Source organism: Pigmentiphaga litoralis, assembly GCF_048632615.1.
GTDB classification, from domain to species: Bacteria; Pseudomonadota; Gammaproteobacteria; order Burkholderiales; family Burkholderiaceae_B; genus Pigmentiphaga; species Pigmentiphaga litoralis_B.
On record NZ_CP184479.1, the window covers coordinates 2,009,410 to 2,033,957 of the forward strand.

A 24,548-nucleotide genomic window follows, 5' to 3' on the forward strand; every position below is an offset into this window, starting at 1 on the left:
TCATGGCGTCGGCTTGCCGCCCGTCACGCCATACACCTCGCCGGTCGTGAAGCTCGACTCTTGCGAGGCCAGCAGCACATACACCGGCGCCAGCTCGGCGGGTTGCCCCGGACGCTTCAAGGGCAGCTGCTCGCCAAAGTGCACCACCTTTTCGGGCGGCTGACCGCCCGTCGGTTGCAGCACGGTCCAGAACGGGCCCGGCGCAACCGCGTTCACCCGGATGCCTTTGGGCGCCATCTGTTCGGCCAAAGCCTTGGTAAAGCCGACAATGGCCGCCTTGGTGGACGCATAGTCCAGCAGGCCGCCCGACGGCTGATAGGACTGGATGGACGCCGTGTTGACGATGGTCGCGCCCGGCGGCATCAGCGGCACCGCGGCCTTGCACAGCCAGAACAGCGCATAGACATTGGTCTTGAAGGTGGCGTCGAACTGTTCGGTAGTGATGTCTTCGATCGACTCCTGCGTGAGCTGCTTGCCGCCCACGTTCACCAGAATGTCGAGCCCGCCCAAGGCCTTGCTGGCATTGGCGATCAACGACTTGCAGAATGACTCGCCGGTCAGGTCACCGGGCAGCGGGAAGGCCTTGCGACCGGCTTCCTCGATCAGCTGCACGACCTCTTTCGCGTCGGGTTCTTCTTCGGGCAAATAGTTGATGGCGACATCGGCGCCTTCCCGTGCAAAGGCAATGGCCACGGCGCGGCCGATGCCCGAATCTCCACCCGTGATCAGCGCCTTGCGGCCGGCCAGGCGGCCAAAACCGCGATAGGTCTTCTCGCCATGGTCGGGCGGCGGATTCATCTTCATGTCCAGTCCGGGCTCGGCCTGTTCCTGTCTCGGAAACGGCGGCTGCGGATACTGGGTGAGCGGATTCTGCATGGCGTACTGGTTGGGGGTCTGGTCATTCGACATCAGAGGGCTCCTGCATAAATAAGGTTGAGGGGAAGCGCGGCACAGGACCGCGCGGGCGTCGATACCGTCGATACTGTCGATACCCATGACATCCGCGGTCCTGTCACCGGTCAGTCCTGATCGTTGGGACGCTGCCCGCCCACCGGGCCGCCCGGGCGCGTGGTGCCCTGCTCCAGATCGCCGTCGCCGGCCGCCTTGTCGGGTTGGCTGTGGGCGCGAGTACGGGCTGCATCGGCGTACTCATCCGTACCGGGCAAGGTGCCCACGCGTGCCTGCGATTCTTCGGCCGCAACGGCCTGGTCGAAACCGGGCTGGTCATGGCGCTCCGCGCGCGGCACGTTGTCCATGGTGGACACGGGCGCATCATCTGCATCGACGTGTTTGGGCCGGGGCGCGCCGCCCGTCATGTCGGGCTGGTCGGCCAGGCGCTCTTTGACAAGGGGATTGATGGTGTCTGGCATGGTGTGTCCTTTACGGTTCCGTGATTCGGTCTTGTGATTCCTATGCCGAAGCTCCAGCACATACTGTGCCCTCTGGCAGGCACGGAATCTGCGCAGTGACAGCTACCATCGTCCATCGCTGCGTCTCACTCATGCCCGTCGCTACCGCTGTCGCTGCATCATCCCCTGCCCGCAAGGCTTCGCCCCGCCCTCCCGCCAAGGCCGCTACTCGCCGCCCTGGATCGTCCCGTGCATCGTCCGGCCGCGCATCATCCACGGCCACGTACAAGGCCGACATTGGAAGATTGCTGCGCGACGTGTTCGGGCTGGAACGGTTGCGTGAAGGGCAGTCCTCGGTCATCGACCGGGTATTGCGCGGCAAGCACACCGTGGCGGTCATGCCGACCGGCGCAGGCAAGTCGCTGTGCTATCAGTTGCCGGCACTTATGCTGCCGGGCTGCACGGTGGTGGTCACACCGCTGATTGCCTTGATGAAGGACCAGTGCGACAAACTGCGCGCGCTGGGTATCGCGGCCGTGCAATTGAATAGCGCGATCGAATCCGACGAAGCCCGCCAGACCGAAGCGGCCATTGCCGATGGGTCGGCGCGCATTGTGTTCACGACGCCGGAACGGCTCGCATCGCCCGACATCATGGACGCGCTGTCCGCGCATCCCATCAGCCTACTGGTGGTCGACGAAGCGCATTGCATCTCCCAGTGGGGCCACGACTTCCGCCCGGCGTTCCTGGAAATCGGCGCCGCGGCCCGCGCGCTGGGCAGCCCGCCCGTGCTGGCGCTGACAGCCACGGCCACGCAAGAAGTCATCGCAGATCTGACACAACAATTGCAGATGCAAGATGCCGCGGTGATCAACACCGGCGTCTTCCGCCCGAACCTGCATTACGCGGTGGAAACCGTGACCGACGAACGGGCCAAGCTGGCGCGCGTGCGTGATCTGGTCCAGCGCACTGAAGGCGCCGGGATGGTCTATTGCGCCACGGTGGCCGCCGTCGAACAGGTCTACAGCGCCCTGGCCGAGACAGGCGAATCCGTGGGCCGATATCACGGCCGCATGGGGTCGGCACAGCGGCGGGCGAGCCAGGATGCGTTCATGGCTGGCGAAGTCCGCGTCATGATCGCGACCAACGCGTTCGGGCTGGGCGTGGACAAGTCGGACATCCGCTTCGTAATCCACTTTCAGACCCCATCGGGCCTGGACGCCTACTACCAGGAATCCGGCCGCGGCGGACGCGATGGCGAGGTGGCCCAGTGCACCCTGCTGTTCCACGACAAGGATCAGGCCGTCCAGCGGTTCTTCATGGCGGGAAAGTACCCGTCGGCCGAGGACGTGGGCGCGGTGTATGCCGCCCTGCTCCATCCGCCGGAAGATGCCGCCGCGGGCTGGACGACGGATGCCCTGTGCGAACACCTGGAGCGGCCACGCAGCAAGGTGCAAGTGTCGATCAGCCTGCTGCTGGACCATGACGTCATCGTAAAAGACCGGCAGGGTCACTTGCGGGTCGCGATGGCCGAGGTGCTGGATCGCGACCTGCATGCGCTGGCGGCGGCGTACCGCGAAAAGCGCGAACACGATCGGTCCATGCTGGAAGAAATGGTGGCCTACGCCCATAGCGGCGCATGCCGCTGGCAGGCGCTGCTGGCCCACTTCGATGCCGCGTCGGAAAGCGGCCCGTGCGGCACCTGCGATAGCTGCCTGCGGATCGCCGCAGTGTCTGCCCGTCAGGCGGTGGAACAGGCGGCGGAACAGGCGGCGGAATCGGTCGGCGATGATGCCATTCGTGTCGGGCGGGACGACGTGCTGATGGCGCGCCGCAGCGGCGCCGCTGGCGGAATCGGCGGAATGGCAGGCCGCGCGACCCAGGGTCAGGCGGTCAAGGCCCCTGGCTCCGTACAGTCGATCGCGCCATCGGCCGTCATGCCCGAGGCCGAGGGGCCGCCGGAAAGCGCAGGCTCAGGGTCCGACGCCGCGCCGGCTTTCGCCCCGGGCGACCTCGTCAGCGTGCGCCGTCATGGCACGGGCACCGTCGAGCGCGTGGACGCGGAAACCATTACCGTCTCATTCGAGGACGGGGCGCATCGCGCGTTCGTGGCGAGCTTCGTGCAGCCCGCCGAACGCGCGGCCAACGCTTGAACAGGCAGCCCGGACCGTGATGCGCCATGGGACCGGGCAGCTCTGTTCTGCGCAGCCGCCTTCGTTCGCAACCTAACAGGAGAACCCCATGAAACTGCAAGGCAAACGCGCGCTGATCACAGGCGCGGATTCCGGTATCGGCCAGGCCATCGCCGCCCTGTTCGCCCAGGAAGGCGCCGATGTCGCCATCACCTATCACACCGACAAAGACGGTGCGGAAGAAACGCGCCGCCTGATCGAAGCGGCAGGCCGCCAAGCCATCGTGATTCAAGGCGACGTAGGCGACTCGTCCTCGGTCGAACGTACCTTTGACGAAGTCATCAACACCTTCGGCAGCCTGGACATCCTGGTCAACAACGCCGGCAAGGGCATGGGCGGCGTTCCGGTCGTCGAATTGACCGATGAACAGGTCGAATTGATCCTGCGCACCGACCTGATGGGCCCGCTGTTCTGCTGCCGCGCGTTCATCAAGCGCCGCCGAGCAGCCGGTCCCGGCGGGCGCATCGTCAATATTTCGTCGGTCGCGCAGCACCTGCCGACGCCTGAAAGCGCCCCGTACGGCATGGCCAAGGCGGGTGTCGGATCGCTGGCGCGCAGCCTGTCGCGCGAACTGGCCGAAGACAAGATCAACGTCAACAATATTGCACCGGGGCTGATCCAGACCCCCATGACGCAGGAACGACTGGATGACCCGGAGAAAAAGGCCGAGTCGATGAAGGCCATTCCGTGGCACCGCCCGGGCCAGCCGGAAGAGATCGCACGACTGGCGCTGTTCCTGGCGTCGGACGACGGCGATTACGTGACGGGGCAGACCTGGACGATGGACGGCGGGCTGACGATGCAATGGGGCGGCGCCTGATGCATGTTCGGGCAAGCGCTCGATCCGGGCATCGAGGCGGGTGCCAATTCGGGTATCCATCCGGGTGCCCATTCGGAGAAGGTCCCGCCCTGATCCCCTGACTCCTGCTTGGCACCGTACCCCGCACTCGGTACTTACCATGACAACGGCCGCGATACTCTCGCGGCCGTTGTGCTACAAAGCCAGCACTTACCCCGCGCGCCCGGCGGTGCGTCTTGCGCCCCTGAGCTTCCTTGCGGCGCTTACAAAGAAATATAAATCTGGACCGCCCTTGAAACGGTCCATCACCGTCCCTATAATTAGCACTCGATCGCATAGAGTGCTAACAGCGCTGGAAGCCGTGCTTCCGCCTGCCCCACTGTGTGATCCGGCGTCCGCGGCGTCTTGTGCGCCCGGCTTGCCGATCCTGGCTGACTCAGCCCCTTTTTCCAATTCATACGTCAATTTTTCGTATATCAGGAGTTTGTATGGCCCTCCGTCCCCTGCAGGATCGCGTGATCCTCAAGCGTCTCGACAACGTGCGTACAACCGCTTCGGGCATCGTGATCCCTGAAAGCGCTGCCGAAAAGCCTGATCAAGGCGAAGTCCTGGCTGTCGGTCCTGGCAAGAAGAGCGACGACGGCAAGGTGAGCCCGGTTGACCTGAAGGTCGGCGACAAGGTGCTGTTCGGCAAGTACGCCGGCCAGACCGTCAAGATCGACGGCGAAGAACTGATCGTTATCCGCGAAGAAGAAATCCTGGCCGTGATCCAGTAAGCGCCTGCCGCGCCTTGCTGTCCTGATCACCCGATTTCGCTTCTAGACCCCTACTCAAGGAATATCCATGGCTGCTAAACAAGTTGTATTCGGCGACGACGCACGTGCTCGTATCGTCCGCGGCGTCAACGTTCTCGCGAACGCCGTCAAAGTCACCCTCGGCCCGAAAGGCCGCAACGTCGTGCTCGAGCGTTCGTTCGGCGCCCCCACCGTCACGAAAGACGGCGTGTCGGTTGCGAAAGAAATCGAACTGAAAGACAAGTACGAAAACCTTGGCGCCCAGCTCGTCAAGGAAGTGGCTTCCAAGACCAGCGACAACGCCGGTGACGGTACCACCACCGCAACCGTGCTGGCCCAGGCCGTCGTGCTGGAAGGCCTGAAGTACGTGACCGCCGGCCTGAACCCGATGGACCTGAAGCGCGGCATCGACAAGGCCGTGGCTGCCGCCATCGAAGAACTGAAGTCGATCAGCCGTCCTTGCGCCACCAGCAAGGAAATCGCGCAAGTCGGCTCGATCTCGGCCAACAGCGACAGCTCGATCGGCCAGATCATCGCCGACGCGATGGACAAGGTTGGCAAGGAAGGCGTGATCACCGTTGAAGACGGCAAGTCGCTCGAGAACGAACTGGACGTCGTCGAAGGCATGCAATTCGACCGCGGCTACCTGTCGCCCTACTTCATCAACAGCCCGGAAAAGCAAGTTGCCGCGCTGGAAGACCCGTTCATCCTGATCCACGACAAGAAGATCAGCAACATCCGCGAACTGCTGCCGGTGCTGGAACAAGTCGCCAAGCAAAGCCGTCCGCTGCTGATCATCGCCGAAGACGTCGAAGGCGAAGCCCTGGCCACGCTGGTGGTCAACAACATCCGTGGCATCCTGAAGACCACCGCCGTGAAGGCCCCTGGCTTCGGCGATCGTCGCAAGGCGCTGCTGGAAGACATCGCCATCCTGACCGGCGGTACCGTGATCTCGGAAGAGACCGGCCTGTCGCTCGAAAAGGCAACGCTGGCTGAACTCGGCCAGGCCAAGCGCATCGAAGTGGCGAAAGAAAACACCACGATCATCGACGGCGCTGGCGACGGCAAGAACATCGAAGCACGCGTCAAGCAAGTGCGTGCCCAGATCGAAGAAGCCACGTCGGACTACGACCGCGAAAAGCTGCAAGAACGCGTGGCCAAGCTGGCCGGCGGTGTTGCCGTGATCAAGCGTCGGCGCAGCCACCGAAGTCGAAATGAAGGAAAAGAAGGCCCGCGTCGAAGACGCCCTGCACGCTACCCGTGCAGCCGTTGAAGAAGGCGTGGTTCCTGGCGGCGGCGTTGCACTGATCCGTGCCAAGCAAGCCATCGTGGACCTGAAGGGCGACAACGCCGATCAGGACGCAGGTATCAAGATCATCCTGCGCGCCATCGAAGAACCGCTGCGCACCATCGTGTCGAACGCTGGCGACGAGCCTAGCGTCATCGTCAACGCGGTGCTGGCTGGCAAGGGCAACTACGGCTACAACGCGCAGTCCGGCGAATACGGCGACATGATCGAATTCGGCGTGCTGGACCCCACCAAGGTGACGCGTACCGCGCTGCAGAACGCTGCATCGGTGGCCTCGCTGCTGCTGACGACGGAAGCCATCGTGGTTGAAGTGGCCGAAGACAAGGCACCTGCCGGCGGCATGGGCGGCGGCGGAATGGGCGGCATGGGTGGCATGGGCGGCATGGACTTCTAAGTCCTTACGGCGACACGCTCCACCTGTGTACGACCTCCCCGGGCTGGCCCGGGGCTGCAAGACAAAAAACCCCCGACTTCGGTCGGGGGTTTTTTTATGGGCGGCCTATCCTGGCTATGAGTCGTTGCGCCAGATCCACCTAATGGCGAGAATCGGCTTTCAATGCCCACAAAGTTGGTATGCTTCACACCTCAAGTAACCAAACGTATTAATTAGATCAGTGGGCTTCGTCAGGCCAAGGTCGACCAGCACAGTCAGCACAAATTTGTAATTTATTGCGCATGCATACGCTTGCTCAGCAAAGAATTTGTGCGGACACGTCTCTACACGATTGAAGTCAGCACGGTCTTAAATACCAAAAGTCGTCCGCAGACATTGAGTGGGCGTTTTTTCAGTAGCGGGACTCGCCAATTATGCTTTTGCAAGCGAACTTGACGTGAAAAGCAGACTTCGAAAGTCCCGCCGCCCTGGCGAATAGTGCAACGGCGCCTGCAGGCTGGAGACGATAAAGCTAAAGGGTTTCGAGCACCACACACATGGCGGATTCCAGTGTGTTGACATAACAACCCAAGTTAGACCTGTGCGCTACTTTGTCAGAGGACGGCTCGGGCAGCTCGCAGCCGGACGAGACAAGTGTCCTGTTCTGGCGGTTAAATCGATTGCTTTTTCAAACTGCCACAAACTTGCGCAGAACTCCGCATTGCCGGACGCAAGTGTAAGCACAGACATGCAGAAAATCAGGTCAACCCGTAGTTAGGAGGAAACATGGAGTGGATGCTCAAGCACCCGGAGCTTATGCAGCCATGGGTGCTGGCGATTTTCTTCGGCATCTTAATTGGCGGCTTTTTTACCTACGTTTGCTGGGCCCAGCCAATAATCAGCAGCGCGCGGGTAAAGCTAGATAATTTTGCAGACCTGGTCGAAATTCATAATCCCGGCGGTGCCAACGAGAAAGTACTAAACGATGCAGCGGAAGCGACACCATGGATTAATCAAGCTTGGAAGACTACTCGCAGCCGCCAATTTCTGTTAGGCAGTGGGGGCAATCAGAGGCGAGTGCTAATGGTACCTATAGGCGATGTGTGGCACGCCGAACGGATGCTCCATAAAGATTTCAACCTTTCGCTTTTCGAAGCTGTTCCTAATATCGCGGTAGGTGTAGGGCTATTTTTCACCTTCCTCTTTCTCACTTTCGCACTGAGTGACGCCACCGTTGCGCTCAGCGCAACAGGCACCGCTAATCCGATCGAAGCGACAAAAGGCCTGCTAAGTTCAGCAGGGGGCAAGTTCTTATCATCGCTGGCAGGCCTGCTGGTGTCGTTGGTTTGGACTGTGATGGGCAAGCGCGCGTGGGCGCGGGTTCAACGCGCTAGTGACCGAGTAGTGATAGCCATCGAAAGCTGGTGGCCGCCAATTGGTGCCGAAGTTGCCGTAGTCGAACAATTGGCGCAGTTGGACACTGTCAACGACCAGCTGCGCGAACATCATGAAACCGCGCAAGATCAGACGGCCGTCGCAGGCGAATTGCTGGTCGAAGCACAAGAGCAGACTGGCGTGCTTAAACGCTTCGAAACCGACCTTGCGATGAGCATTGGCAAAGCAGTCTCGGCTGGCTTCAGCCCGCAGATGGAGCAGATGACTGAACGTCTGGAGCGCGCAATTTCGGATTTGAGCGAGCGCATGAGTTCGATGAACGAAGACGCCCTGCGAACCATGATGCAGGACTTCTCGCAGGCTATCAGCGCCAATACGGCAGAAGAAATGCAGCAGTTCAAGGAAACGCTGACCGGGCTGTCGGGCAAGCTCGACGCGTCCGCCGCGTTATTAACGTCCGGTGTTGAAGACGCCGCCGCGCAGCTAGGCCAGGCTACCCAGGGGATGACAAGTGGCATCTATTCGGCGACCGAAAAGATGAGCAGCGACATCGCTGCCGCGGCGCAGGGGCTTTCTGCCAGCGTGGGTAGCATGGAAACCGTCATCGCCCGCACGACTGAAGCGGTGCAGGAAATTGATGTTGCTTTCCGCCGCGCCGCGTCGCTGGGCGCGCAGGGCGTCGAACAAATGGACCGGTCCATCAAGGCAGCAATTGAGCTCGTGGACGACTTGGGTGACGTGGGCGAAGACTGGGAAAAGATCAGTACTGACGTGTCCAATCTCGTCGGCAAGCTAACCGAAGCCAGTGACGCAGTCGATGAGGTGTCCGAAGGACAGCGTTCCGTTATTCACGCCGTGCAGTCAATCGGGCCGGAGGTCGTGGGTGTCGTGACACAAATGCGCTCGCAAATGGAAGGCACGTCACGAGCCGTTGCGGATGCAATGCAGCAGGTTCAAGGCGCCATGGGCCGCACAAGCGAGGATCTTACCGGCGTGGTCAGCGCCGTCAAGGAAGGTGTGACAGAGTACTCCCGTCAGCTTGCTGCGCTGCACTTGGATATGGACACGGCCATGGCCACGGCTGTGGGCAAACTAGGTGGGGCTATACACCAACTGGAAGACACGATCGAAGATCTTACCGACGGTCTGGAAGCGATTCAAGCAAAGGGCTGACGCATGTTGATTCTTAAACCGCGTAGCACGCTTTCTAGTAGCCGCGAAGAAGGAGAAGGCAGCTACTTGGCATCGGCAAGTGACCTGATGATTGGTTTGCTGTTTATCTTCATTATTCTGGTGGTGGTGCTTGCGCTGGAACAGGGGCGACAGCAAGGTGAACTCAATGCGGTGAAGGGTGCCGCAGACCCACGGGCTTCGGTGACGGAGGTCATCGGCCAAGCATTGAAGGACGCCAGGCTTGACGTCCGAGTGGATCCTGCAAGCGGCGTCATTTCACTACCATCTGACACACTATTCGCGCTTGGATCCTCGTCACTCAGCGTGCCCGCGACGCAAGCCATCCGCGACGCCCGTGAGCGTTTGGCGACCGTGTTGCCCTGTTACGTTGCCAGCGAGCGGCCTCGCGTTTCTGACAGGCAATGCGCCAAGAATCGAGGATGGCACGAGATCGACACCATCTTTCTGGAAGGTCATACCGACAGTGTGGTCAACCTGAAACCGGGGGGCAACCTGGGGCTGTCGTTCGACCGCGCACGTGCGATTCAGCAGGTCGTACTTGGAGACGGCTCGCCACTGGAACCTTTTCGCAACGCTGCAGGACAACCGATTTTTTCATATAGCGCTTACGGCGCTGACCGACTTCTACCCGGCATCGACGGGACGTCCGCGCAGAACCGCCGCGTGGACCTGCGCATTGTTTTGAAGTATCAGTCCATCAACGACACCTTAGAAAACCTCAAACGCGTCGAGGGCGGGACCTGACATGTTCGTACGCCTGCCTTCCGGCTTTCCAAGCCTGCATGCGGCGATCGAAGCGTTGGGACAATTCTCATTGCCTCCGCCGCCGCCACTGGATTCGATCGGCATGCGCATGCGCAGGGCTTATGCGGCAGCCCGGGGCGACGGCTATCGGTACCTTAGCCGCGGCGCGCTACGTCGATTGCCGTATGCACTTTGGATCCCAGACGAGCCACCCTTAAGTAGCACGGACCCCCAGCTGCTCCAAGCGTATTGGGATCACCATCTTCCTGCAGCAGTGCGCGATCCCAGAGCTGCCAAACGCTGGTTGCTACCGCTGTTCTACGTCTATTGCCACACATTCAATAAACACAACGCAGACTTTCAGGACTTCGCGCGACGCATCCGGCAGTCTCTTGCCGAAGCCAAAGGGCCAGCGGCTGAAAAATTTCTAGCGCTACATTCCGCACAGCGATGGTTTTCGCCGCATGAAGTTGGTGCGGCCTTGGGCAAGACGATTGCAGAAGGGAATGGGCACGTACGGGACACCTTCGCATCCATGGAACTGTGGTCCGGCTTCATGGAAGAGCCGATTTGCAGTGAGGCATTTGCCGGCGCACTGAAAGCCCCAAGTGATGTGCTGTCTCAGGAGCACGTCGTCACTCGAATCAAGTCATGGGCTCAGGTCGATAGGGTCGGCCCGCGCAATGCACCCTTCCTGCGCTATAACGAGCACCGAATCGCGTTGGCAGACGGCCTCGTCAGACCCTGGCTGAAGCAAAAGCCCCCCGATAGGGTTCGTCAAGTTTTGGCTTCATTCCTGATCAAGCATTACGGCGATCCCCGCATGCTTACAGAGGTTCATGGCGGGCATCGATGGCAAGACGTTTCGCCGTCGACCATTGATACGGTGCGCCGTTGGCTAGTGGGCGATACCCTGCGCGGCTTCATGCGAATTCTGCAACTAACGGCAGACCATATCTGGCGGCACCGCGAACGTTTCTGGATGGCGTACTACGACCATGGCGACATCGAAGAGGCTTGGCTCGTTCTAGGCTCGCAAGCCGCCGCCCACGCCCAGCGGGAATTTAGCAAGGCCGATTGGGCGCAATACGGAGTGCTTGTGTCCGGCGCGACTTCTGACCAATCAGTGCTTTTCCTCAGAATTGGACACATGGTCTTCATGGAGTGGAGCCATAACGGCAGCCTGCGCGCCTGCACGTATGCAAACACTCACGTGCCTGCTATGTACCTGCCTGAGTACCGCGGCGAGGAACTGCGGGACGTCGTTTCCTACGACTTCCACAACGGCCAGAATCAACGCCCTGAACTTCGCCACATGAATTCCGAGGGTGGCACTTGGCAGCGCAAAGCACGGGACTTCATCGCATTGCATACGGGAGTGAAACTCAGTGACCAAGCCATCATTGGTTGAGGGCGGCGCCTGCTGGACAGTGGGTTCCGACGTTGGTTTATGGCTAGACATGCTATCGGTCGGCGCGGCGGCCGCTGTTAACCAAGCGCTCGAGCAAGGTTCCACGCAACGCGGCGATCAACTTTTCGTGCCAACGGCCGCCCTTTCGCAGTGGTCAGAAAGCGTGGCAGTGGAGCTTGGCCTGCCCCCCAACTGTCCAATGGCATTGGATCTGAGGCTCAGTGGCGCGCTCGGGCGCGATGGTGCGAAACTCACCGCCCGTTGGTTGCAGCCCGGCAAAACCATCCCTGCCCGCGATGTAGACCTCCGCGGCGGCTGGCTCTATCGCGGGGACCAGGTGTTTCGACTTCAAGCGCCTCTGCACGAGATAGGAGTGCATGTCGACGCGTTCAACGGGCTGCGCACCGATGATCGTGACAGCCAGTTGAAAATTTGGGCCAGCATCCGTGCAAGCCTTGGGGACGATGCGGCGAATCAGCTTACGGACGGCTTCCTGAAAAGTCTGAGGGTTGTCACCGCATCGGCCTTTACCTGGCTTATTCGCACCGACAAAGAAGGCCAGATCGAACTCATTCCGAGCCTGCTCACCGAGCAGCATTCCGCAGACGGGCAGACCACCGAGCTGGTCCCAGCTTTGCCTGCGGCCGACACTGACGTGTTCGCCAATCGGCTGGACCAACTACAGGAAGGCGCTTCGGCCTTTCCGGTCAGCCAGGGACTGTATGTCGTTGCCGAAGATGGACTGCGCAAAGCGCTCACGGCGGTTCGCCAGCTGCGGAAGGCTCCCCCGGAACAACGAAAGCGTGCAGCATTGCACCCAGAAGCGATCATCCGTGAGCTACTAGATCAAGCTGAAGATGCACCTTCGGTATTCGTTGAAACTGAGCGCTATGCGGACCGCGTGGTCGACGTCGCCGACTGGGTCAACCCCATACTTCCATGGATCAAGATCCAACCACAGTCTTGGGCGCCGCCCACGCAGATGGGCTTCAGGCTGAACGGGGTGGATGTTCCAATCCAGCCCGACCAGCTCGATGAACTCCGGACTGCTATGGCACAAGCACTCCAGAAGGGAGAAGCCAGTATTGACGTCGATGGCGTGACGGTACCCGCGACCCAAACCAATATGGATGCGCTCACCACACTTCAGGCCACGATAGACGCAAGAAAAGAAGGAAAGCCAGAGCGCGACATTGACGGTCAAGAGAATCGACAAGATAAGAAGGTACTGGTCATTGAAAGCAACTTCGACGCCGTGGGTTTCAGCCGTACTAATGATCGGCAGCGACCGGGTTCATTTGATTGGCCTTCTAGCATGCGCACATCACCTAAGCCTCACCAGGAGGTTGGATTGGCCTGGCTTCAACGGCACTGGGTGTCCGGTAGCAGTGGAGCCATGCTGTGCGATGACATGGGTCTGGGCAAGACCTTCCAGGCGCTTGCCTTCTGCGCATGGTTGCGGGAACTGATGGTCGCTGGCTGCATTGATCGCAAGCCAATACTGTTGGTCGCCCCGGTGGGACTGCTCAGAAACTGGGAAAAGGAACACGAAGAACATTTGTGGAGTCCAGGTTTGGGCGACATCGTTCGCGTATACGGCGAACACGTGAAGCACCTGAAGCGGGGCCGGCACGGCGATGGCACCGCAAGCCTGGACACCGCTCGCATAAGCCAGGCAGACGTCGTCTTGGCCAACTATGAAGCCGTGTCGGACTATCAACTGAGCTTCGGAGCCATCCGCTTCGCTACGGTCGTATTGGATGAGGCACAAAAGATCAAATCACCTGGAACACGCGTGACCAACGCGATCAAAGCGATGAACGTAGATTTCTTCGTGGCAATGACCGGAACGCCCGTTGAAAATCGTCTGGCCGATCTATGGTGTATTGCCGATGCCGTTCAACCTAGTGCACTTGGGGACTTGAAGAGTTTCAGTGCCCAGTACGAGGCAGATGCTGGGAACGTAGTGCTCCTGCGCGAACAGGTCTGGCAAGAAGAGGAACAGACTACTGGCACACCAAAGTTGATACTGCGCAGACTAAAATCCGAGAAGCTCAAGGGGTTGCCTCGAAAGTTTGAACATCCCATCCAGCATCCGATGCCACCCCGGCAATTGGATGCGTACTTGCGCGCAATCCAGCAGAAAGGCATGTCGGGTGACGGCGCCATGCTTGAATTGATCCACAACATGCGGCGGGTATCACTGCATCCTATCTTGATGGATGGGGGGCTAGGCCGAGGCGAAATCCTTGATCCTGCAGAGTCGGCGCGCATGGCAGTGACCTTTAACGTGCTGGACGACATTGCCCGCAAAGGCGAAAAAGCGCTGGTATTCCTGGAATCGCTGGACCTTCAGGACGCTAGCCAATTGCCCACCATCATCGCGCGTCGCTACGGACTGAAGCGACTGCCTATGATCATCAACGGCGAGGTCGGGACGGATGCGCGTCAGCGGCGGGTCGATCTGTTCCAGCAGGAGCAGGGCTTCGACGTCATGCTGCTTTCTCCGAAAGCCGGTGGTGTTGGACTTACGCTCACAGCAGCAAATCACGTGATCCACCTTTCACGTTGGTGGAATCCTGCTGTTGAAGATCAATGTTCCGACCGCGTTTACCGCATCGGGCAAACTAAGGATGTCCACATCTATTATCCGATGGCAGTCCTGCCCGACACCCCGGAACACAGCTTTGATCTTCAGTTGCAGATGCTGATGGAAAGAAAGCGAAATTTGGCTCGCAACCTTCTTGCGCCGCCAGCGTTCACCAAAGAAGACTATGCCCAATTGCGGGCGGGCTTGACAGCGGAGGGATAAGAAGGAATGCAAGCAAGAGAAACCCAACTGCTAACGCTCCTTGCGGGCCAGCATCAGTTCGTCGTTCCCATTTTCCAGCGCGACTACAGTTGGGGCGCAGATGAATGCGAACGCCTTGTGAAGGACGTTCTGGCCGTAGCCGGCGCGCCCGAGGGCGCAATTCACTTTCTTGGCTCGGTCGTGTGGGTTGGCAGTGAGTCAGGAGACGCGGTGCTGCAGCAGCGGTTAGTCATCGACGGCCAACAGCGGCTTACCACCTGCCTCTTGCTGTTGATGGCGTTACGCGATCATTTCAAGCAAACCGGCGTTCAAACAGCTCCAGCAGATTCACCTGAGGCGCTACATAACCAATATTTGGTGAACCCGTATGTTGATAAGGTCGAGTTGCGGTCGAAGCTGCAATTGCGACGATTGGACAACGAGTGGCTGCAACACCTATTGCTTGAAGCTCCTGAATCCAAAGATCGACAGAGCCAAGTGCCTTCGAACCTTGAGTACCTGCGCAATCTTATTTCCGACAAGGACGCCGCGCAAGTTCTGAAGGGCATCCGCCGACTAATGATCGTGTCGGTATCTTTGTCGCCGGGGCAAGACAACCCGCAGCTTATATTCGAAAGCCTGAATTCGACAGGCGTGAAACTCGCGCAAGCCGATCTGGTGCGCAACTACGTGCTCATGGGTCACTCGGAGCAGCTGCAAACCGATTGGTATTTAAAGTACTGGCGACCTTTGGAAGAGGTCTTTGGCACTAGCTACCGAGCGCTCTTCGATAGTTTTTTGCGAGACTTCCTTACGCTGGAACTACGACCCACCAAGCCGTTCAAGCTCGAGAACGTCTACGCCGAATTTAAGCGCTGGTATCCCGCTTACTTGAACCGCAGCGAAAACCACGGCCAAGCCATCGTTTTATTGCAGCGCATGGCCAGGTTCGGGCGGTACTACTGCAGGTTCATCATAGGGCCCGACGAATCTACAAAAATCGAAACGTGCCTAGCAAGGCTCCGTAAGCTGGTGGATGTGGCAGCAACAACTGTCATGGTGCTGTACGAGCGCCTACATCACGACAAGACAATGAGCGACGACGAGTTTGCGGAGGCGATCGATACATTGGAAAGCTATGTATTTCGGCGATCTGTGCTGGGCGCCGAGACGCGGAGCGGCGGCACGATGTTCGCCACTCTCGCGTCTAAGATTCGTAGCGATGCTCCTTTAAAAAGTCTAAAGGCGCGGCTTGCGATCATGGGTCGCGGAAAGGAGTTTCCCAGCGACGAGGACTTTGCGCTTGCCTTGACCACTGCAGATTTGTATCACCGCCGTACGTGTTTCTACATGCTTGAGCGTCTCACTAACTTCGGCAAGGAAAAGACGGCACTGAATGGTCTATCGATCGAACACGTGTTGCCACAGAAAGCCGAACTGTCTGATGAGTGGAAATCGATGCTTGGCGTGCAGTGGCGCGAGGTTCAGCAGATGTGGCTACATTGGCTAGGCAATCTTACGCTCAGCGGTTTCAACTCGGAGTTGCAAGCGGCTCCTTTTAAAAAAAGCGCGATCTGAAGCCTGGCGGTTATGCAGATAGCAGCGTCTGGCTTAATTTGGAACTTGCTCAGCTCGAACGCTGGACACCTGCGGAAATTGAGGCGCGCGGCCAGCGACTGGCAGTTCTCGCGCTAAAGGTTTGGCCCAGATTGATCGCTGACGATCTTTGGGTGAAGCAAGCGCGGCTTGATGATGCCGTTCAAGCTGCCAGCGGAAAAAAACGAGCTGACTTGAAATGCGATACGGTCGTCCGGTCGTGGCTAGATAAGCTGGCGGACTTTTCCGTTGCTTTAGGTGAAGATGTCACCGAAGTGGTCGCAACAAAGTCCACTGTCTTTCATAAACCGGTCTGGTTTGTTGAGCTTCTACCGCGCGCAATGGCATAGATTTGCGACTGGGCTGCGAAGCAACGGAATTGGCGACAGTTACTACTGGGGTGCAGGTCACGTCACAATGGGCTTGGATTCCAAACTCCGCGATACAAGGAACGGAGGGCTCAATGTTTCATGTCAATGCTGATACCAAGCTTGACGTCGCATACGCTTTGATCCGGAAGGCCTATGAGCTTGCGAGTGACGACGCCGAATAAGACGCAGCCAGCTCGCACATCGCCAACGGAGCGTTGACTAACCGACTTTCGTGCCGCTTGTTCAGGGATAAGAGCGGTTTCGGCCGCGATTTGTCTGTAGCATGGTCACCTGTGGCAACGGACGATGCAGAATTCTTGTGCAGTTTTGAAGGCGGCCCACCGTGCACTATCGAACGTCATTTGCTTCCCTGGGCTACGTGTTTCCCGACCTGAAGACGCTGATGGCCAAGGCGACGCCGGCGCGGTCGGGTGACCAGCTGGCCGGGCTGGGGGCATCCACCTATGAAGAACGGATGGCGGCGCGGATTGCCCTGGCGGACGTGCCGCTGCGCGACTTCCTGCAGAACGCGTTGATCCCCTACGAGATCGACGAAGTCACGCGGCTGATCATCGACACCCACGACGCCGCCGCGTTTGCACCCATCAGCCACTTCACCGTGGGCGACTTTCGCAACTGGCTGCTGCTGGACACCACCGACAGCGTTGCCCTCACCGCCGCCGCGCCCGGCATCACCCCGGAAATGGCTGCGGCGGTCAGCAAGCTGATGCGCAACCAGGACCTGGTGCTGGCCGCGCGCAAGTGCAGCGTGGTGACCCGGTTTCGCAATACCATCGGCCTGCCGGGGCGGCTCTCGGTCCGGCTGCAGCCCAACCATCCCACCGATGACGTGGCAGGCATCGCGGCCAGCATGCTTGACGGCCTGCTGTACGGCGCCGGGGATGCGGTGGTCGGCATCAATCCGGCCAGCGACTCGCTGACGGCCCTGACCCGCCTGTGGCACTTGCTGGACGACGTGCGCGCCCGGTTCGACATCCCGACCCAGACCTGCGTGCTGACCCACGTGACCACGCAGATCCAGGCCATCGAACGCGGCGCGCCGATCGATCTGGTGTTCCAGTCCGTGGCCGGCACCGAGGGCGCGAACCGGGGCTTTGGCGTGACGCTGGACCTGCTGCGGGAAGCGCGGGCGGCGGCGCTGTCGCTCGATCGCGGCACGCTGGGCGACAACGTCATGTATCTGGAAACCGGCCAGGGCAGCGCGCTGTCGTCGGGGTCGCACCATGGCGTGGACCAGCAGACCTGCGAAGCCCGCGCTTACGCAGTCGCGCGGGAACTGAAGCCGCTGTTGACCAATTCCGTGGTCGGCTTCATTGGCCCGGAATATCTGTACGACGGCAAGCAGATTATCCGCGCGGGCCTGGAAGACCACTTCTGCGCCAAGCTACTGGGCGTGCCCATGGGCTGCGACATTTGCTACACCAACCACGCCGAAGCCGACCAGGACGACATGGACACCCTGCTGACGATGCTGGGCGCGGCTGGCATTACCTTCATCATGGGCGTGCCGGGGGCGGACGACATCATGCTGAACTACCAGAGCACGTCTTTTCATGACGCGATTTACCTGCGCAACGTGCTTGGCCTGAAACGCGCGCCCGAGTTCGAATCCTGGCTGGAAAAGATGGCGATTACCGATACCGCCGGACGGCTGCGGGACGTGGGCGCGGGCCATGCGCTGCTGCGCCAGTTGCCCGACATGTCGCGGGGCAGACAGGAGTGATGATGAGCGATTCAGATTCCAAGCAGGGAGCGGCGCCGGAGCAGGCGGGCAACGAGGCGTCCATGGCAGCGCGGGTGGGCGGTGCGTCGTCGATGGCAGTCCGGGCGGATGACGAGCCGTCTGCTTCCGAGGCGGCTGCTTCCGAGGCGGCTGCTTCCGAGGCGGCTGCTTCCGAAGCGGCTGCTTCCGCACAGCCACTGCCCGAGTCGTTCCGGCCTGCTCATTCGGTCTCGGCACCCGGTTCCCGGGCAATGACCGCCGGGCAGCCCGTCGCGCCATCGCCGGACGTACCTGCGTCTGCAGCGTCAACCGACGACGACCCGCTGGTTCAACCGGACCCGTGGGACAGCCTGCGCGCGCATACGTCGGCCCGCATCGCCGTCGGCCGGGTGGGCGGCAGCCTGCCGAGCGCCGAAGTGCTGCGCTTTGGTCTGGCCCACGCCCGCGCGCGCGATGCCGTGCACCATCCCCTGGACAGCGCCGACCTGGCCACCCGTCTGCGTGCAGCGGGTTTCCGGGTGACCCAGGTGCGCAGCCAGGCGCCCGACCGTCAGACCTACCTGCTGCGGCCCGACCTGGGCCGGCGGCTGCATGAAGACGACCGCAACGCCCTGCTGGCTGCGCCACCGGCCCCCGAACTGGCGTTCGTGCTGGCGGACGGCCTTTCCACCTTTGCGGTGGAACGTCACGCGCTGCCCCTGCTGGAAGCCCTGCGCGAGCGATTCACGACCGACTGGGCCGCCACCCCGGTGGTCATGGTGGACCAGGGCCGGGTGGCAGTGGGCGACGACATCGGCGAGGCCTTGCAGGCCCGCATGGTGGTCGTGCTGGTGGGCGAACGCCCCGGACTGACCTCGCCCGACAGCCTGGGCATCTACTTTACCTACCAGCCCCGCACCGGGCGCATGGACAGCGAACGCAACTGCATATCGAACGTGCGGCCGGAAGGCCTGCCCGTGACCGCGGCCGCCGACAAGCTGAGCCATATGCTGCGGCAGTCGTTGACGCTGCAATTGAGTGGCGTGGGGCTCAAGGATGACAGCGAAGCGCCCGACGTCCTGAAGGAGAGCGCCACGGTAGACGTTGCCCTGAACGCAGCGCCGTCTCAGGGCCCAGCGCCCTGACCAAGGCTCGGGCACGGCTTGGGCACAACTCGGGCGCGGCCTGGGCACAACTCGGCCACGGCCTGGGCACAACCCGGGCACGGCTTGGGCACGCAACTCGGCCACGGCTTGGGCAGGGCTTGGGCAGGGCTCGGGCTCGGGCTCGGGCTCGGGCGCGGGCACCGGCATGGGCATGGGCATGGGCACAAGCATGGACGCGGGCGCGCGACTAGGCGTCATTTTCCTGGCAGCACCCGGCGCAGCGGCTGGCAAGCCCCCAAGGACTCGACCGTGACGCTCCTTAGTCCAAGGGGAAGCTTCTTATTCGACCGTCACGCCTGACGTCTTGACCACCTTTGCCCACTGATCCACTTCCGCCTTGATGAAGGCGCCGAACTCGGCAGGCGATTGCTTGACGGCGACGGCGCCCAGTGCGTCGAGCTGCTGACGGGTATCGGGCCGGTCCAGGACCTTGGTAATGGCCGCGTTGAGCGTGGCGACCACATCGGCAGGCGTTTTGGCAGGCGCCAGCACCCCGGTCCATGACGTGACGGTGAAGCCGGCAAACCCTGATTCGATCATGGTCGGGATCTCCGGGGCGACGGGCGAGCGTTCGGCCGACGTCACGGCAAGCGCCCGCAGCTTGCCGCTACGCACGTGGGGCAGCGCTGACGGCAGGTTGTCGAACATGAACTGCGCCTGATTGGCGGTCAACTCAGCCAGGGCCGGCGCACTGCCACGAAACGCAATGTGCGGCGTGTCGCCGCCGATGCGCTGCTTGAACATTTCACCGGTCATGTGGATGGATGTCCCCTGCCCCGACGACACGAATGTGAGCTTGCCCGGATGCTTCTTGATGGTGTCAGCCAGTTCCTGCACGGTCTTGGCGGGTACCGACGGATGCACGACCAGCAGGTTGGGCACGCGGGCCATCATGCCGACCGGCGCGAAGTCCTTGAGCAGGTCGAATGAGCTTTTCCTGACCAGCGTGTAGTTGATGGCGCTGTTGACCGCTGCCATGAACAGAACGGACCCGTCGGCGGGCGCCTTGGCCACATAGTCGGCCGCCAGGTTGCCCGCGCCGCCCGGCTTGTTTTCTATGGTGACGTCCTGGCCCAGCGTGTCTTTCAAGCCCTTGGCCAGAATGCGCGCCAATTGGTCGGTGTTGCCCCCGGCGGCAAAGCCGACGACGATGCGCACCGGCTTGTCGGGGTAGGCCGCGTGCACCACGCCGGGCGAGGCCAGGACCAGGCCCATCGTGATGGCGGCGGCGAGGCCCGGAACAGTGATGCGGGAACAGAGTGTTTTGCCCATGTCGTTTTCCTTGTCAGACAAAACGCCGCGGCGGCGCCGTGGTCGTGTTGAACCTAACGGCATCGCATCCTGGCAGCCGGATGCGGGGATGTGCGCACGGACGGGTTTGTCCTGGCCCGGCGGCGACACGTGCCGCCTGCCCTGCCCGCTGCGCCGCATCGCAGGGTTCCTACGGGTATTACCTAGCCGCGCGCCGGACTACGATCTGACACGCTCGCGCGCGACGTGTGCCTTTGATTGTCCAGACAAAGATGGGATACTCGTCCCGCGCATCGGCGCCTTCGCGCGTCATCCTTACCTTTCCCGGAATCCGCTTCCCAGGAGAACCCCCGTGGTCGACTTCGTACTCAATGGCAAGCCCGTCTCGGCAGACGTGGCGGACGACAAGCCTTTGCTGTGGATCATCCGTGAAGATTTCAATCTGACCGGCACCAAATATGGCTGTGGCGTCGCCCAGTGCGGCGCCTGTACGGTGCATCTGAATGGCGCGCCAACGCGCTCCTGTGTGCTGCCGGCCGCCGCCGTGGCCGGCATGCAGGTCACGACCATCGAAGGCGTTGCCGCCACGGCCGAAGGCAAGGCGCTCAGCGCCGCCTGGGTCGCGCAGCAGGCCCCGCAATGCGGTTACTGCCAGTCGGGCCAGATCATGACGGCCGCCGGCCTTCTGAAAGACGCCAAAGGCCCCCTGACCCGCGACGCCGTGCTCGAAGGCATGGCCGGCAACCTGTGCCGCTGCGGAACCTACAACCAGATCGCCGCTGCCGTCATCAGCGTGCACAAGGCTTCGGCCTGAGCCGACGGGAGCAGCACATGGACATCAAGAACATTTCCCGCCGCCGCTTCATCGTCGGCGCCGGCGCCTTTTCGGTGGGCGTCGCCTTCGGCCCGCTGGCCTCGCTGAACGACGCCCAGGCGGCGGACGGCACGGCCGCCGCGGCATCGTCCGGCTTTCGTCCGGTGGCCTGGGTCAGCATCTCGCCAGACAACATCGCGACCATCTACTCGCCCGCGTCCGAAATGGGCCAGGGCACGATGACCGCCATTCCCATGATCTTTGCGGAAGAAATGAATCTGGACTGGAGCCGCGTCCGCGTGGAGCAGGCGCCCACTGACGCCAAGCGCTTCGGCAATCCGGCATTTGGTGGTGGCCTGGTGACCGGATCATCCCGCACCATCAAGGGCTACTACGAATCGCTGCGCCTGGCCGGCCTGCAGGCCCGGCTGGTGATGATCGATGCCGCGGCGCAGGCCTGGAAGGTTCCGGCCAGCGAGATCCGCGCCGAAAAGAGCACGCTGGTGCACACACCCACGGGCCGCCGCGTGACGTACGGCGACATCGCCGCTACGGCGCAGGCGCCGGCTGCCTTGCCCAAGGTCGACAAGACCATGCTCAAGCCCATGTCGGAATTCACGATCATCGGCACCGACCCGATGCGTGTCGAAGTGGCGTCCAAGGCGGACGGCACGGCGGTCTATGGACTGGACATCCGCCGGCCAGGCATGGTGTGGGCGGCGATCCGCTACGCGCCCGTGCAAGGTGAAAAACCGGTCAAGGTGGACGACACCGCCGCGCGCGCCGTCAAGGGCGTCAAGCAGGTGGTGACGTTGCCGCAAGCCGTTGCCGTGGTGGCCGATTCCTTTGCGACCGCGCGCAAGGCCCGCGACCTGCTTGACGTCACGTGGACCACGACGTCGCAGGCCCGCAGCTACGACAGCGACGTCGTGCTGAAGGAATATGTGAAGCGCGCCGAAAACCTGGACGATGCCGGCACGGTCTGGCACAAAAGCGGCGACGTGGCGGCCGCGCAGTCCGGCGTCGCCCGCACCTTCAAGGCGACCTACACCAGCGACCACGTGGCGCAGTTCACGATGGAACCCATGAACTGCACGGCGCTGGTCACGGGCGACACGATCGAGCTCTGGGTGCCTTCGCAGGTGCCCAGCGTGGTGATCGGCACGGTCGCTGCCGCCGCCGGGTTCAAGCCCGAAAACATCAAGGTCAACATCACGCTGCTGGGCGGGGGCTATGGCCGCCGCGCCGAAGCCGACTACACGGTCGAAGCCGCGCAACTGGCCAAGGCCATGCCTGGCGTACCGGTGCAGATGATCTGGACGCGGGAAGACGACTTCCAGCGTTCCAAGCCGCGTCCGCTGACCGCGCATCATGTGGTGGCAGGCGTCGATGGCAGCGGCAAGCTGCAAAGCCTGCGCCACCGGACCGTGTCGGAAAGCATCTACGCGCGGACCTCGCCGGCCATCTTCAAGGCGGCCGGCGGCAAGGACTCGCCGGTCATGGAAGGCGCGGACGGCGTCTATGGCATCCCTGCCACCCTGGTGGAACACGTACGCGACGAACGGGGCGTGGACGTCAGCTACTGGCGCGGTGTGGGCGCTGGCTACCAGAAGTTCGTGATGGAAACCCTGGTGGACGAGATCGCCGCCGAAACGAAGCAAGATCCGCTCAAGCTGCGCATGGACCTGACGCAGGGATCTCCGCGCGCGCAAGGGGTGCTGCGCACGGCGGCCGACATGGCGGGCTGGAACACGCCCCGCACGAACGGCCGCGCGCTGGGACTGGCCTTTTCAGACGCCTGGAACACCTTCATTGCAATGGTGGTCGAGGTGTCGATGAAAGACGGCAAACCCGTCGTGCACCAGATGTGGGCCGCGGTCGATTGCGGGCACGCGATCATGCCCCGCAACGTCCGGGCGCAGGTCGAAGGGGCGGCCATTTTCGGCTTGTCGGCGGCGCTGGGCGAAACGCTGAGCTACAAGGCCGGACAGGTCCAGCAGAGCAATCTGACGGACTACCCGATCCTGCGGGCCGACGCGACACCGCTGGTGGAGATCAAGGTCGTGCCGACCGACAATCCCCCGGGCGGCATCGGAGAAGTCGGCTTGCCGCCGGTCGCGCCGGCAGTGGCCAATGCCATGGCCCGGCTGACCGGCAAGCGGGTTCGCAGCTTGCCGTTCCCGCAGATCGCCTGACGCAGGACCGCCGCGGCCGCCCTGGCCGCGGCAGCACCTAAGCGGCGGTCAGTCGACCGTCGCGCCCGATGCCTTCACCACCGTTGCCCACTGGTTGACTTCGGCCTTGATGAAGTTGCCGAATTCGGCAGGCGTCGTCTTGACCCACACCGCGCCCAGGTCCTTGAAGGACTTCTGTACCGACGGGTCGTCCATCGCCTTCACCACGGCGGTATTCACCTTGGTCACGACGTCGGCCGGCGTGCCCGCGGGCGCGATCAGGCCGAACCACGACGACACGTCAAAGTCGGGAAAGCCCGATTCGGCCATGGTGGGCAATTCAGGCGCCGTGGCGGACCGTTCCTTGGTGGTGACCGCCAGCGCGCGCAGCTTGCCCGCCTGCACCTGTGGCCATGACGACGGCATGTTATCGAACATGTACTGGGTCTGGTTGCCGATCAGGTCCGTCACGGCCGGCGCGCTGCCCTTGTAGGGCACGTGCTGGATGTTCAGCCCGGACTGCAGCTTGAACAGTTCGCCCGCCATGTGGATCGACGTGCCGCTGCCCGACGACGCGTACGACACCTTGGCCGAATTGGACTTGAGGTAGCTGACCAGTTCCTGCACCGACTTGGCCGGCACCGAGGGATTGACCACAAGCAGGTTCGGCACCTTGACCACCAGTGCGATGGGCGTGAAATCCTTGTTCAGATCGAAGCTCAGGTTCTTGTACAGGGTCTGGTTGATCGCGCTGGTGACCGCAACCATGTACAGCGTGTAGCCATCGGGCTTGGCGCGCGCCACCTGTTCGGCCGCGATGTTGCTTCCGGCGCCCGGCTTGTTCTCGACCACGAAGCTTTGCCCCAGGGCGTCGGTCAGGGCCTTGGAGATGATGCGCGCGGCAATGTCGGTCGAGCCGCCCGCGGCGAATCCCACCACCACCCGCACCGGCTTGTCAGGATAGTCCGCCGCGGCAGCCGGCGCCGCCCAGGCCGTTGCCATCAGCGCCGCCAGCGCCAGGCGCGCCACGTGTTTCTTTGCGGTTCCATGACACGTGTTGGAATTGCCCATCGTCAGTCTCCATCCTTGTCGGTCCGCCACG

General features: G+C 61.8%; 17 protein-coding genes and 1 pseudogene. 14 read left to right on the top strand and 4 right to left on the bottom strand.

Annotated elements, in window-relative coordinates; genetic code table 11:
• Nucleotides 1-909, bottom strand: a complete 909-nt coding sequence (locus tag ACNANG_RS08790) for an SDR family oxidoreductase (RefSeq protein ID WP_420226875.1) — start codon at nucleotides 907-909, stop codon at nucleotides 1-3.
• Between the two features lie 110 nt (nucleotides 910-1,019).
• On the bottom strand, nucleotides 1,020-1,370 hold the full coding sequence (locus ACNANG_RS08795; RefSeq protein ID WP_420226876.1) for a hypothetical protein: 351 nt from the start codon (nucleotides 1,368-1,370) through the stop codon (nucleotides 1,020-1,022).
• 131 nt (nucleotides 1,371-1,501) lie between these two features.
• On the opposite strand from ACNANG_RS08795, the gene ACNANG_RS08800 reads away from it, so the two are divergent.
• From ACNANG_RS08800 to eutC, 12 genes and pseudogenes are all read left to right on the top strand, one after another.
• On the top strand, nucleotides 1,502-3,502 hold the full coding sequence (locus tag ACNANG_RS08800; protein ID WP_420226877.1) for a RecQ family ATP-dependent DNA helicase: 2,001 nt from the start codon (nucleotides 1,502-1,504) through the stop codon (nucleotides 3,500-3,502).
• An 88-nt stretch (nucleotides 3,503-3,590) separates the two neighbouring features.
• Nucleotides 3,591-4,361, top strand: a complete 771-nt coding sequence (locus ACNANG_RS08805; RefSeq protein WP_420226878.1) for an SDR family NAD(P)-dependent oxidoreductase — start codon at nucleotides 3,591-3,593, stop codon at nucleotides 4,359-4,361.
• A gap of 467 nt (nucleotides 4,362-4,828) precedes the next feature.
• Nucleotides 4,829-5,116: a co-chaperone GroES gene (locus ACNANG_RS08810; RefSeq protein ID WP_179588997.1), complete on the top strand. Its 288-nt coding sequence runs from the start codon at nucleotides 4,829-4,831 to the stop codon at nucleotides 5,114-5,116.
• A gap of 67 nt (nucleotides 5,117-5,183) precedes the next feature.
• Nucleotides 5,184-6,837: pseudogene (groL, locus tag ACNANG_RS08815) on the top strand (chaperonin GroEL).
• A 765-nt stretch (nucleotides 6,838-7,602) separates the two neighbouring features.
• Nucleotides 7,603-9,384, top strand: coding sequence for a hypothetical protein (locus ACNANG_RS08820; protein ID WP_420226879.1), 1,782 nt, complete (start codon nucleotides 7,603-7,605; stop codon nucleotides 9,382-9,384).
• A gap of 3 nt (nucleotides 9,385-9,387) precedes the next feature.
• A complete protein-coding gene (locus ACNANG_RS08825) occupies nucleotides 9,388-10,149 on the top strand; it encodes a hypothetical protein (protein ID WP_420226880.1) in 762 nt (253 codons plus the stop codon).
• Between the two features lies 1 nt (nucleotide 10,150).
• Nucleotides 10,151-11,560: an EH signature domain-containing protein gene (locus tag ACNANG_RS08830; protein ID WP_420226881.1), complete on the top strand. Its 1,410-nt coding sequence runs from the start codon at nucleotides 10,151-10,153 to the stop codon at nucleotides 11,558-11,560.
• Nucleotides 11,538-14,372 carry a DEAD/DEAH box helicase gene (locus ACNANG_RS08835; RefSeq protein WP_420226882.1) on the top strand — a complete coding sequence of 945 codons (2,835 nt, stop codon included), beginning with the start codon at nucleotides 11,538-11,540 and terminating at the stop codon, nucleotides 14,370-14,372. Before ACNANG_RS08830 ends, ACNANG_RS08835 begins: the two co-directional genes overlap by 23 nt.
• Before the next feature lie 6 nt (nucleotides 14,373-14,378).
• Entirely contained in the window at nucleotides 14,379-15,929 is a 1,551-nt protein-coding gene (locus tag ACNANG_RS08840) for a DUF262 domain-containing protein (RefSeq protein WP_420226883.1), read from the top strand.
• A gap of 38 nt (nucleotides 15,930-15,967) precedes the next feature.
• On the top strand, nucleotides 15,968-16,297 hold the full coding sequence (locus ACNANG_RS08845) for a hypothetical protein (RefSeq protein ID WP_420226884.1): 330 nt from the start codon (nucleotides 15,968-15,970) through the stop codon (nucleotides 16,295-16,297).
• Between the two features lie 364 nt (nucleotides 16,298-16,661).
• Complete coding sequence (locus tag ACNANG_RS08850) at nucleotides 16,662-18,062, top strand: ethanolamine ammonia-lyase subunit EutB (RefSeq protein WP_420226885.1); 1,401 nt, start codon at nucleotides 16,662-16,664, stop codon at nucleotides 18,060-18,062.
• Nucleotides 18,063-18,313: 251 nt separating this feature from the next.
• Nucleotides 18,314-19,186 (top strand): ethanolamine ammonia-lyase subunit EutC, encoded by an 873-nt coding sequence (eutC, locus tag ACNANG_RS08855; protein WP_420227490.1) that lies wholly within the window; start codon nucleotides 18,314-18,316, stop codon nucleotides 19,184-19,186.
• A 300-nt stretch (nucleotides 19,187-19,486) separates the two neighbouring features.
• Here eutC and ACNANG_RS08860 read toward each other — a convergent pair whose 3' ends face one another.
• Entirely contained in the window at nucleotides 19,487-20,422 is a 936-nt protein-coding gene (locus tag ACNANG_RS08860; RefSeq protein WP_420227491.1) for a Bug family tripartite tricarboxylate transporter substrate binding protein, read from the bottom strand.
• Between the two features lie 388 nt (nucleotides 20,423-20,810).
• Between ACNANG_RS08860 and ACNANG_RS08865 the strand changes: the two genes are divergently transcribed.
• Both ACNANG_RS08865 and ACNANG_RS08870 read left to right on the top strand, forming a co-directional pair.
• Nucleotides 20,811-21,272: a (2Fe-2S)-binding protein gene (locus tag ACNANG_RS08865; RefSeq protein ID WP_179588993.1), complete on the top strand. Its 462-nt coding sequence runs from the start codon at nucleotides 20,811-20,813 to the stop codon at nucleotides 21,270-21,272.
• A 17-nt stretch (nucleotides 21,273-21,289) separates the two neighbouring features.
• On the top strand, nucleotides 21,290-23,467 hold the full coding sequence (locus tag ACNANG_RS08870) for a molybdopterin cofactor-binding domain-containing protein (RefSeq protein ID WP_420226886.1): 2,178 nt from the start codon (nucleotides 21,290-21,292) through the stop codon (nucleotides 23,465-23,467).
• A gap of 48 nt (nucleotides 23,468-23,515) precedes the next feature.
• Here ACNANG_RS08870 and ACNANG_RS08875 read toward each other — a convergent pair whose 3' ends face one another.
• Complete coding sequence (locus tag ACNANG_RS08875; protein ID WP_420226887.1) at nucleotides 23,516-24,517, bottom strand: Bug family tripartite tricarboxylate transporter substrate binding protein; 1,002 nt, start codon at nucleotides 24,515-24,517, stop codon at nucleotides 23,516-23,518.
• Between the last annotated feature and the right edge of the window lie 31 nt (nucleotides 24,518-24,548).